Raw genomic sequence first — 12,013 nt, forward strand, 5'->3', positions numbered from 1 at the left:
GCGGCAATTTATTTTGTCTATGAAACCCCATTTCATTTTAAATGCCGGAAAAAGAATTTCCGTCGTACTGATATTGCTTTCCCTATTTTTTCAATGTTCAGAAGACGAGTCTTTATTAAAAACGGAGGAGAGCATTAACGACATTACCATTTCGGCAACAGCCACAGCCGAAATTTCTCCTGCTAGCTGTAACTGTACATACATTGTTCCAGGTAATTTAAGCACAGTAGAAGTTGACGGAACTAAACTAGGACTTAAACCCGGTGCTGTCATCTGTTTGAACGCTGCAAACAAATATCAAAAAGTATTTTTTAAGAACCTTGTAGGAACAGCTTCCGCCCCTATTCTAATCACAAATTGCGGCGGTACAGCCACTCTCAATGCACCTGGCCATCCTTACACCATGAAAACTGAAGACTGTAAGTTCATTAAGATAGCTGGTGGTACCGGAACATCCAGAGGAATAAAAATCACTGGCGGACATATGGGTTTGGTTGTAGGAAAACTAACCACAAATGTTGAGGTACAAAACCTAGAGATCTTTGACGTTGGATTCGCTGGTATTATCGCCAAAACAGATCCTACATGCGATGACGCTACAATTCGCGAAAACTTTGTTATGCGCGATGTATCGATTCATGATAACTACGTGCACGACACAGGTGGAGAAGCCTTATACATTGGACACTCTTTCTACTATGGAGTTCAAACTTCATGCGGATTAAGATTACCTCACCTTATCGACGGATTGAAAATTTACAATAACAAGATTGTAAATTCAGGATGGGAATCCATTCAAGTAGGATGTGCGTTGAATGGTGCATATGTGTATAACAATACAATCGAAAACTACGGTGTAGTTAATGAACCTGCTCAGAATAATGGAATTCAATTCAGCGCCGGCACCAAAGGCTTTGCATATAACAATCTCATTAAATCGGGAAAGGGTATTGGAATTATGGTAATAGGTCATGGTGAAGCGACATTGCACGACAACGTGATTATAGGAACAGGTAGTTTCGGAATCTTCTGTGATGAGAGAGATTCAAGAGCCGCAGGATACAAAATTCTCAACAACACCATTATTAACACGGCTTCTGATGGAATCAGAATGTATAATGACTATGTGCCGGCCGTTGTATACAATAACATCGTTGTTAACCCAGGTACCTATAGCACATATACCTATCCAAGAACAGGCGACGATGCTTATGTATATAAGTTGGGCAAAACAATTCCTGTTACCATGTCGAACAACTTATTTACCCGTGATATCAATACAGTAAAATTTGTTAATCCATCAGCAGCTAATTACAGGATTACCACCTCCTCACCTGCTGTTAATACTGGAAAAGATATCAGGTCGTATAATATTGATGTAGACTTTTATCAGCAATCACGTTTATCAGGTTCTGCTTATGATATTGGTGCCAGTGAACTTGTGGGAGCCTCTTCAGCACCGATTACAGACGGCAAGCCAGAGAATTCAGAGGATATTGAGCCAGTAGCAAATTCAGGAAAAGATATAACTGTTGATCTACCGGTTGGCTCTGTTGTAATTACAGGAAACGCTTCTGATTCAGATGGAAAGATTGTTTCTTATAAATGGACAAAAGTACGTGGACCGGAAAGTCTGAGCATGAGCGGAACCAACACAGCTAAATTAACAGTAAGTAAGTTAGTGGAAGGTGCCTATGTATTCAGGCTAACGGTAACTGATGACGATGGAAATTCCGATTACGACGATATGTTACTTAAAGTAAATCCATAAATTTTAAGCGTAGGCTTTTTGGTTAGGATCAAAAGCCCTGTCATTAAATGGCAGGGCTTTTTTATTCACTTTACCCAAGCGTAAACGAGTAGAAGTTATGGAGTTAAAAGAATTGAGGATTAAAAATTATAGCGATTATTTAAATGGTAGAGAAGTTGAAGCACTTGTTGAATTAACAAAAGACACCATTCTTAAACCAGGGGAGCGTGTGTTAGTTTACAAAGATTCAGTCTCAATTGCGTCATCCGTCCCCGTACCCAGGGAAAAACAACACCAATCTATAGGCGTAGAAGGAGTTGTTACGCAAGCACAAATTATAGAACCTGTTCAAGATGGAGCGATCAAGCAGGTATTGCGAATAAAAAAAGAATAAGCACCATCTTTTATAATTTACGGCATGCTTTTTTAAAAGGGCTAGGTTCTAAAATGAGAGTTATGAAATATCAGCTTACCTCAACCAAACCTAACAACAATACAGAGATCCTTCTCGAAAATATTACACCTGCAAAAACAAAACACATCAGAGGATACGGCCTGGGTGTTACATTTTCAGGAAATTACTCTGCATGGAAACATAACGCAACGATAGGAAGCTTAAAAATGCTTACATATTCAGAAGCAACCGTTATTTGTCAGGCTTAATCAACCATCGCTTTCTCTTTTATTGACCTACCCTCCCCGTTGAGTGCTTAACAGGTATAATATTTGGGTTGTGATTCGTATACTTTAAATAGGTAATATGAAATCATTAGAAGAAGCAACGGCTCCGATACAACTGATAAATATTGTACAACATCTTATTCATGAGGACGGAACGTTTCCAAACAACAGCAGGCTTCCCTTATTAATTTATAAGTCCGCACTTCAAGCTACAGATCGAAAAACGGTAGAAGAGTTATTTGAAAGTAACCGGTGGATTAATTCATGGGAAGGAGGAATTTTTGACTACCATCATTACCACAGCACTGCGCATGAAGTACTCGCTGTTACTTCAGGAAATGCACGAATACAATTCGGCGGCCCTGGTGGAATAGCGATTTCATTAGATCAGGGAGATGTTGCGATCATTCCCGCAGGTGTAGCACATAAGTGCCTTGAGAGCGCAGCGGATTTTAAAGTTGTAGGTGCATACCCTGAAGGACAGCTGTATAATATTCTATATGGGAAAGATGGAGAACGCCCCGTAGCGGATGAAAACATTAAGTCCCTCCCCCTTCCAGAAAGCGACCCTATTTTAGGATTTGATGGACCACTTATGAAAAACTGGAGGTTGAGTTAGTCCGCTAACCTTTCTATTTTTAAACCGGCGATAACATGTGACTTATCTTTAAGTTTATTATAATTGGGAGGAATACGAAAAATAAAATGAATCTCTACCAATTAAATGATAAAGAAACTGATCATGCTTTTCTAAGTAACATAGCAGTTAAATGTACCGCAGTTCTAAATGAGAGAGAACTGATTAAACTTCAAAACGACAAAAAATTAGTTGTTCAACTAAGCAATAGGGCTAAGTACATGGGAAAGATTATAGATTCTTCTTTTGAAATTAAAAATGGAATTGCATCAGGATATTTAACCATCATTCGATTCTAAATTCCAATATTAAAATAAACAGCATAGGCTCATCAAGGATGAGCCTATGCTGTTTATTAGCAAATAATATTTTACTGAGATGCTAAAGCGAAGCCACGGCTGCTTTTTTCACCACTACTAAAAGATCGTCTGTATCTGTTGCGCCTTTATTATCTTTTACTGTAAGACGGAACACATATTTACCTTCTTTCAAACCTGACAACTTCAATGTACTTGTTGTTGCACCAGCCAGGGTTACTGTGCCACCGCTAACTTTAGTCCATGTATAAGAAGCTATTGTTCCATCAGAATCTTTTGCTGAACCACCAATGGTAGCAGTTGTAGTCGGAAGATAGATTGTAATATCTTTTCCAGCTGAAGCTAAAGGTGCGGCATTTGTAGTGGAGGTAGTTGCTGCTTTTACAACAATTGTAACGTCATCTGTTGCAACTGCGCCCTTATTGTCTTTTACTGAAAGTGTGAAAACATAAGTACCGGCTACCAAATTAGTTGCTTTTAGTGTGTTTGTTGTTCCTCCGCTTAGAGTTGCAGCTCCTCCTGATTTCTTAGTCCAGGTATAAGACGCTATACTTCCATCAGAATCAGTAGCACTACCCGTTAATGTAATTGAATTTGTTGGTAAAGTAATTGTTTTGTCACTTCCTGCATTTGCCACTGGTGATACATTACTTGGAGCTGTTACTGGGGCAGACACTCCCTTTTTAAAAGAAAGAAGCCAGGTGAGTGCATTTGTCTCCTTGTAAACTTTATCCCAAATGTTGTGTCCCATACCACCAAGGATTGTCACTTTTGCTAATGGGGCAGGTTTATATTTATTGATTGCATTAATCATATTAATTGTAACAGCTTCGCTCACCACAGCATCAGCGTCGCCATGAAAACCCCACGTAGGAATACCATGATCAGCAATTGTTTGTGCAGCTGATGTCATATTGTATCCGCTGCAAAGTGGGAGTATTGCTGCAAACACATCCGTAGTCTTTGATATAACACTCCATACACCACCGCCGCCAAGGCTAAGTCCTGTTAAATAAATTCTATTAGGATCGACTCTCAAATAAGTTTTAACATGGTTCAAAACCTTTAGCACGTAGTCAGCATTCCATGATCCCATGTTGCTTTTTAATTGTGGCGAGATCAAAATAAAAGGGTATTGCTGACCATACTTAACGTATCTTGGAAGGCCTGCATTTGCCACCTTGGCTACACTTGTCTTAATGTCATTAACATTTGTAGAAGTAGTACCCTTTTCGCCAATACCATGAAGGGCAATCACTATAGGATATTTATTGTTGTTGGAATTGTAATCTTGAGGCAAGTATTCAAGATAACCAATGTTTGTCGGGGTAACTTTTGCCGTCTGTTGTGCGAACGTGTTTATAGCAAACACCAAGGCAACTAATAGTACAGAAAAAAAGACTTTCAACTTCATTCTTCTTCGTTTTTTAGTGTAGCCGGAAGTTATGCCGGCCTAGTGGGAAATAATTTTTGCATTTTGATCGGGGGTCTAACTACTGGTTCATTCAAGGTGATCTTCAACCTTTGCTCATTCACTTCTCCTGAAACACTTGTTAAACCGTTAGACCCTCTGCTTAACGTGATGCGAAGAAAATACATTTTTGCGGAATAATATTCTCAAAAAGTTGATCGCGCACATACTTCGAGGAGCCACCAAATATGGCGTTCAAAGAAGCGGCAATAATATTTTTATAATCCTCAATACCTCATATCCATTGAATAGGATAAATTTTGCCGCTTTAAATTAGAAAATTGTGTACTTACACAGCCAATACAACGGCATGACTGATGGCGTTGGCATGACTATTTCCATAAAGCGGCAGTATATAAAATTCATTCGTTTCCTGGACCCACTCGATAAGCGGCCTTCATTAGGTATTAAATAAGCCAAATCGTATTACTTAAACATTAGGCGGCCGCTTTTTTTTATTGCCATTACAACAGTCTACTGTCGCCACATACGAATATGTCTAGCACTCTTAACCGATGCTCACTTTTAAGATTAACCACTTCAAGCGGGAAATTTAATTCGCTAGACCAAACACATTATTATATTTCATGATTAATAGAATAACTCAAAGTATAATTTTCTTTATAATTGAGAATATCACCACCATGGCAGCAATAATTTCCGCAGGACTACTGATGTGTCGTTTTAATAATGGAGAATTAGAATATTTCTTAGTACACCCAGGAGGCCCATTCTTTAAGAATAAGGACTTGAATACATGGAGTATTCCTAAGGGACTACCTGAAGACGGAGAAGATTTGTTAACTGCAGCACAGCGGGAATTTAGAGAAGAAACAGGCCTCTTAGCATCCCCACCTTTTTATGCGCTTGATTCAATTAAACAAAAAGGAGGAAAGACTGTATTCGCATGGTGTTTCCTAGGAGAATGGGATCCTGCTCAAGGTATTGTTTCAAATACTTTTGAACTAGAGTGGCCTCCCAGAAGTGGTCGCAGGCAAGTTTTCCCCGAGCAAGATAAAGCAGCATGGATGAATTTAGAAAGAGCAAACATGGCTATTATCGAAGGGCAGAGACCGTTTTTAGAAAAGGCAAGGCATGTTTTAAAACATTAAAAAACCCATCTGCCTGTTATTAATTAACAGGCAGAATGGGAAACCTGTAAACCTAATCTTAATTATCTTATAAATCTCTTGAGTAACGCTTAGCGTAAATATGAAGTAGGTTCGGTAGCTGCCACTGCATTAACCGTTACATAATCAAAAGTTGTAGCTCCCAGATTATCTGTAACTGCAAATTTAAATACATAGGTGCCCTCGTTCATCTGTACTATTTTAAACGTAGGAGTTGATGATGTATTACGTTCTGTGATGAAATTTGGTCCTGAGTATTTAGACCAAACATATTTGGTAATACTACCGTCGATATCGGTAGCCTTCCCTTCTAAGGTTAAGGTTGATAATAAAGGAAGCATCACGGTCTTGTCCGCGCCAGCATTCGCCGCCGGCGGTGCATTTACCGTTAATTTTACCTCATCACTTCCCTGATTGCCACCATTATCGGTTGCTGTAAGCCTAAACACATATGTTCCCAATACTAAACCTTGAACTTTTAAAGTTGTTGTTGTTGTATTGGTCATTGTACATGCAGGGCCAGAAACTTTTGTCCATATATAAGATTTTACAGTTCCGTCAATGTCCGTTGCCGAGCCTGTAAAGCTTGTAGAACTTGTTGGAAGGTTGATCGCCTTGTCCGCTCCGGCAGTGACTGTAGGTGCGATAGGAACTACAACAGAAGAAACAAATGGATTTACCTTCACCAGCATATCATCATAATGTGTAGCTCCTTTATTATCTGTAACAGTAAGTCTGAAGACATAAGAACCTTCTACAAGACTACTTGTGGTTAATGACGATGTTGTTGCATTGGCAAGAGTAAGTGATACAGGACCACGCACTTTAGTCCATTTATAGGTAGCAATTGTACCATCTGCATCCGTAGCACTTCCTTTGATGACAACGGAATTTACAGGTAGTGTTATTGTAATATCTTTCCCGGCATTTGCTTTAGGAGCTGTATTTACATTCTCCTCCACCGTTAGCTTTACATAATCAGAGTCTGTATTACCACTGTTATCTTTAACTCTTAATCTGAAAACATATTCTCCCACTGAGAGGTTTGAAAGCGAAAGTGTTGCAGTACTTGCATTGGATACTGTTGCAGTTGGACCACTCATTTGTGTCCAGGCATACGATGCTATCGTTCCATCTGCATCAGTTGCAGATCCTGTTAGCGTAGTTGAGGTCACATTAATGATTTTATCAGTGCCTGCATTTGCTACCGGAATTTTGTTGTCGTTATTCTGTGTGTTTGTGAACGACATAAGCCACTGAAAGACGTTGGGATCATGTAAAGAATTATCGGTCTTATACGCATAGTCCCAAGCATTATGTGCCACCCCTGTATAGATGGTCAGTTTCGCCAGATTAGAAGTTTGCGGAACGCAATTATTAATTGCATTAACCATATTCTGACTTTTAGATAAAGGTACTGTAGTATCTTTATCTCCATGGAAAGCCCACACTGGCAGGTCAGCGTTAGCAATACCACATGCTTTTGCAGTGGAATTATATCCACCGCATACCGGAGCTATGGCTGCAAAAAATTCAGGATAGTCCTGAGCAGTCCACCATGTGCCACCGCCTCCGAGGCTTAGTCCGGTCAAATAAATTCTTCGCTCATCAATACGCAGGTAGGTTCTACAATATTCAATCACTTCCATCACATAACTAGAGGGCCATGTGCTGTTGTTATTTTTGAGCTGAGGCGAGATTAAAATGAAAGGAAATTGATATCCTGCTTTTACATGTTTTGGAGGCCCGTGCTTTGCTACATTTTGGATGTAATCATCCAATACCGTTGGGTCAGTAGAGTTAGGTCCTCGTTCTCCAATTCCATGTAAAAAGAAAACTATTGGATATTTGTTTGTATTGGTGCTATAATCCTGTGGAAGATATTCAAGGTACGGTATAACAGAGGTAGTTGTTGTTTTGAAAACCTGCTGTGCGCTCAGTTTAAAAAATAATGTACTAGCCAACACCAGACCATAAAAAAATTTCAGCGTAAATCTTCTATTCATCAATCCTCAAGTTTTACACAAGGCATTTTTTTTAAAACACCTTGATCAGTTATTGAATAAATTTTTAAGGATTAAGCAACAATAAACTAGTGGGGTTCAAACAGTCAAAATCCTTGCATTTGTTCTCTTTGTTTACCTTACAAAGATGTGTGTTCAATACTTTTTGTTTCTTCTCAATTGAGGGAATAGTTCGCGTGCGTAAGAAATCCTTTTGAATTGGAATTTATGAAGCGGCCATAAAAAACAGGCGAATTATTACTACTTTGAACCGGCAAATAACAATTACTGTCGGATAACCATGTTATTAAATTAAAGCAGGAAATTGTACGCTAAGTGGTTAATTAAGTCACTGTCATATCGAAACCTGTCAGACCTTGTTACAGAAATAGCAACATTTAATGGAAAGAAGAAATTGAACAATTAAGTAAACCTTAAGATTAATCTATGGTTCGAACATCAAGTAAGATCTTAGTATTCACTTTCAAACAAAGTTCCTTATTTTCCGGTGGAAGTGTATAGTCCGTATTACCACTAGTTAAGGTCAATTTAAACTACGGAATCTTGTTCCTCTTTTACTTCAATAAAATAAACAATACCAACCTTGGGGGGAGGAGATTTCGTTACGATGCCTTCTGCAATAATTTATAGGTATAGTCAATTTGTCCATTAGCCCATGACAACCAACTAACTATTGAAAAATTATCTAAACAATCAAATCATCAAAAACATTTTCCGCCTTAATTGGTTTTATTGCTTAGGCAAAAGATCAGGAGCTTATATGCTGTAGCAGAATGAGATAAGATTTTCTAATGTTTGTCTTTACTATTTACATTTTGTAATATGTCGAAAAATTCGCTCTCGCTGATACAATGAACAACGCCCGGACTATTTTCTTAATTGATGACGATGAAGATGACCGTTGGCTCTTTACAGAAGCTTTAGCACGTACTGTTCCATCCGTTAAATGCTCTACCGCTTCTGATGGGCGTGAGGCCATTGAAATGTTGCAGGCTGCCCGCAACCTACCCGACCTTATTTTCCTTGACCTCAATATGCCCGGAATGGATGGAAAAAAAATACTAACACAGATCAAACAAATTGATAAGCTTTCATCTATTCCCATAATCGTTTACTCTACATCCAATTATCATAAAGATATTGAAGAGACTAAACGTTTGGGCGCTACTGATTTTATTATTAAGCCATCAGACTATACGCAGCTGTGCAATATGTTCAGAGAGCTTTTTAAATGATGGTATCCTCAACTTCAGTGTTTTTTCTTTGAAGCAAATTTTTCCTGAATCCACATTTTAATTTTTGAAGGCTTCTTCCCCCCTGGTTCGCCCAGTATGAATCCGATTGGCTGAAGTGGTTCAACGTTATCACAAATAATTTTAATAATACCTGTAATCGGTAGAAACAATATCATCCCGGCAACGCCCCATATAATACCACCGATAATTAATGTTGCAATTGAAACAATGGCACTCAGGTTCACCTCTCCACCAACTACATTAGGCTCTATAAAATAATTATCAAGTGTTTGTATAATGAAAAGTACCAAGGCAGCATAAAGAGCCGTTTGCGCACTACTCTCAGTAGCCAGTGCCGTTATTACAGGAAACAGCCCACCCAACACTGTTCCCACATAAGGTATTACCGTCAAAATAGCTGCAACACCTGCAAGTAAGATCGCATTTTTAAGCCCAACAATAGATAATCCGATAGAGTAAAGTGTGGCAATAATAAGAACAGACATGGCTCTTCCTGTTAAATACTTTTGCGCCACGCTTGCGATTTTACTAACAAGTTTACGAACCTCATCTTCATCCTTATCTTTATATAACTTGACAAAAAAGTTTTCAAAATGTTCTTTGTTATAAATCATTAGAAAGGTATACACAAGTGTCAGAACGATACCTGCAATCGTAGAAGTAACGCCTCCCAAAAATTTGGTTACCATTGCGCCGCCTCCCTGTTGCATGGATTGAGCCTGTTGTTTGGCTACCTCTTTCTGTTGCTCTGGCGGAACACCTAATTTTTGTTCAATAAAATCCTGACCCCGCTTTATAAAAGCCGTCGCCTTTTCCTTGATTTTAGGTACATCTTTCGAGAAAGCAGCAAACTGTCCTCCTATCGTGGCTAATATGCCAAGAAAGGTAAACAGAATGATTAGTATACAGCACAGAGACGACAGGGCCCTTTTAAATCCTTTTTTGTCCAGATAACGACATACAGGAGCCATCAACATGGCCAGCAACGCAGCAAATATGATTGGAATTAAAATGGTTTTACCGAAGTAAAGAACAACAGAAACCAATACAAAAAAGAATAAGTATTGATTAACGCGCTGAAAAATTTCCCTCATGGAGTAAGTGTTTGTATCTCACTTACAAATCTTAAACCCACGCTAGAACACCAAGTACTAGCGGCTTCCCAACTTTTTAAAGGGTATACATTAAATGGTTTCTATTATTTTACCTAGCGATGGGGGAATTTGCTCCTCAGACAAATTCACGAGAACAAATCTGAACTGAGATACCGGTCCCCTCTATCGCAGGCAATGAACACGATCACCCCTGATTGAAGCTCCTCCGAAAGTTTAATGGCTGCGCTTAAAGCGCCACCACTGCTCATGCCCGCCAAAATCCCTTCTTCTTTGGCCAACCTTTTTGTAAACAACCGCGCATCTGATTCTTTCACATCCATTACAAGATCAACACGTTCCGGTTCAAAGATCTTTGGTAGGAATTCCTTCGACCATCGTCTTATGCCGGGTATGCAGGAGCCATCTGTTGGTTGTGTCCCAACTATTTTCACTGTTGGATTTTTCTCTTTTAGGTAACGCGATACACCCATTATAGTACCGGTAGTACCCATAGCTGAAACAAAATGGGTTACCTGTCCTCCGGTGTCCCTCCATATCTCCGGACCTGTGGTCTGATAATGCATCCTATAATTATCCGCATTACCAAATTGATTTAAAATATAATATCCCTCTCTAGCAGCCATCTCTTCAGCTAATTCTCTGGAATATTCAATGGTTCTGGCAGAAGGGGTAAGAATTACCTTAGCTCCGTAAGCTTCCATGGCCAGCACACGCTCACGGGTAGAGTTGTCTGGCATAATAAGGGTCATCTCCAGGCCCATTAATCGCGCAATCATGGCAAGAGCAATACCTGTATTGCCACTTGTAGCTTCTACCAGTCTATCTCCCGGTTTAATCTCCCCTCTTTCAAGTGCTCCCTTAATCATACCATAAGCTGCCCTGTCTTTTACAGAACCACCTGGGTTGTTTCCTTCAAGCTTGCCGTAAATTTTAACATTCTTATTGGTGGGAATGTATTGCAACTCAACGAGTGGGGTATTGCCTATTAATTCAATTAAAGTCATCTAACTACAATTTTATCTGTTATCACTGCGAAATATAACAACATCAGTTTCTTCCGTAGAACCATCATACATCTTAGATTGATAATAGATTTTTGAATACGGCGGAATACTACGTGTAATCCATACATTCCCTCCTACAATACTATGGTGACCTATTATTGTTTCACCCCCAAGAATTGTTGCTCCTGCATATACAACTACGTGATCTTCAATGGTGGGATGTCTCTTTTTTTCTGCATCCAACTTACTTACGCTCAAAGCTCCAAGTGTAACACCTTGATATATCTTTACATGATTTCCGATAACAGCCGTTTCTCCTATTACAATACCAGTTCCATGATCAATACAAAAATGCTGTCCAATTATTGAAGCGGGGTGAATGTCTATGCCTGTCTTACTGTGTGCATGCTCCGTAATTATTCTGGGAATGCCCTGAACACCCATTTGATGCAATTGATGAGCTATCCGATAAGCGCTGATTGCATAAAAACCAGGGTATGTACGGATTACCTCGCTTCTGCTTTTTGCCGCAGGATCACCCTCGTACATAGCAGTGACGTCCTGGTTAATCTTTTCGTAAATAGCAGGCAGAGAATGAAAGAATTCCTCTGTCAGGCTCTCCTTTGTC

Annotated in this window: 12 protein-coding genes; 7 read left to right on the forward strand and 5 right to left on the reverse strand. The window is 39.3% G+C overall.

Annotated elements, in window-relative coordinates:
- The first annotated feature begins 19 nt into the window (after positions 1-19).
- From KK060_RS20460 to KK060_RS20480, 5 genes are all read left to right on the forward strand, one after another.
- Positions 20-1,771, forward strand: a complete 1,752-nt coding sequence (locus KK060_RS20460) for a right-handed parallel beta-helix repeat-containing protein (RefSeq protein WP_254155729.1) — start codon at positions 20-22, stop codon at positions 1,769-1,771.
- Between the two features lie 97 nt (positions 1,772-1,868).
- The gene (locus tag KK060_RS20465; protein WP_254155730.1) at positions 1,869-2,144 is read left to right on the forward strand and encodes a hypothetical protein; all 276 of its coding nucleotides are present in this window, start codon (positions 1,869-1,871) and stop codon (positions 2,142-2,144) included.
- Positions 2,145-2,206: 62 nt separating this feature from the next.
- Entirely contained in the window at positions 2,207-2,413 is a 207-nt protein-coding gene (locus tag KK060_RS20470; RefSeq protein ID WP_254155732.1) for a hypothetical protein, read from the forward strand.
- 97 nt (positions 2,414-2,510) lie between these two features.
- Positions 2,511-3,050, forward strand: coding sequence for a cupin domain-containing protein (locus KK060_RS20475; RefSeq protein ID WP_254155734.1), 540 nt, complete (start codon positions 2,511-2,513; stop codon positions 3,048-3,050).
- An 86-nt stretch (positions 3,051-3,136) separates the two neighbouring features.
- Positions 3,137-3,367, forward strand: coding sequence for a hypothetical protein (locus KK060_RS20480; RefSeq protein ID WP_254155736.1), 231 nt, complete (start codon positions 3,137-3,139; stop codon positions 3,365-3,367).
- Positions 3,368-3,449: 82 nt separating this feature from the next.
- Here KK060_RS20480 and KK060_RS20485 read toward each other — a convergent pair whose 3' ends face one another.
- Positions 3,450-4,799 carry a carboxylesterase family protein gene (locus tag KK060_RS20485; protein ID WP_254155737.1) on the reverse strand — a complete coding sequence of 450 codons (1,350 nt, stop codon included), beginning with the start codon at positions 4,797-4,799 and terminating at the stop codon, positions 3,450-3,452.
- A gap of 644 nt (positions 4,800-5,443) precedes the next feature.
- Here KK060_RS20485 and KK060_RS20490 point away from each other — a divergent pair.
- Positions 5,444-5,968, forward strand: coding sequence for an NUDIX hydrolase (locus KK060_RS20490; protein ID WP_254155738.1), 525 nt, complete (start codon positions 5,444-5,446; stop codon positions 5,966-5,968).
- An 89-nt stretch (positions 5,969-6,057) separates the two neighbouring features.
- Here KK060_RS20490 and KK060_RS20495 read toward each other — a convergent pair whose 3' ends face one another.
- Positions 6,058-7,992: a PKD domain-containing protein gene (locus KK060_RS20495; RefSeq protein WP_254155739.1), complete on the reverse strand. Its 1,935-nt coding sequence runs from the start codon at positions 7,990-7,992 to the stop codon at positions 6,058-6,060.
- An 869-nt stretch (positions 7,993-8,861) separates the two neighbouring features.
- On the opposite strand from KK060_RS20495, the gene KK060_RS20500 reads away from it, so the two are divergent.
- Positions 8,862-9,245: a response regulator gene (locus KK060_RS20500; RefSeq protein WP_254155740.1), complete on the forward strand. Its 384-nt coding sequence runs from the start codon at positions 8,862-8,864 to the stop codon at positions 9,243-9,245.
- Between the two features lie 14 nt (positions 9,246-9,259).
- Here KK060_RS20500 and KK060_RS20505 read toward each other — a convergent pair whose 3' ends face one another.
- From KK060_RS20505 to KK060_RS20515, 3 genes are all read right to left on the reverse strand, one after another.
- Positions 9,260-10,360: an AI-2E family transporter gene (locus KK060_RS20505; protein ID WP_254155741.1), complete on the reverse strand. Its 1,101-nt coding sequence runs from the start codon at positions 10,358-10,360 to the stop codon at positions 9,260-9,262.
- Between the two features lie 146 nt (positions 10,361-10,506).
- Entirely contained in the window at positions 10,507-11,385 is an 879-nt protein-coding gene (gene cysM / locus KK060_RS20510; protein ID WP_254155742.1) for a cysteine synthase CysM, read from the reverse strand.
- Positions 11,386-11,397: 12 nt separating this feature from the next.
- On the reverse strand, positions 11,398-12,013 hold a 616-nt coding region (locus KK060_RS20515; RefSeq protein ID WP_254155744.1), incomplete at its 5' end, for a serine O-acetyltransferase.

The organism is Chryseosolibacter indicum (assembly GCF_018598585.1).
In the GTDB taxonomy this organism is placed as follows: domain Bacteria; phylum Bacteroidota; class Bacteroidia; order Cytophagales; family Cyclobacteriaceae; genus Chryseosolibacter; species Chryseosolibacter indicus.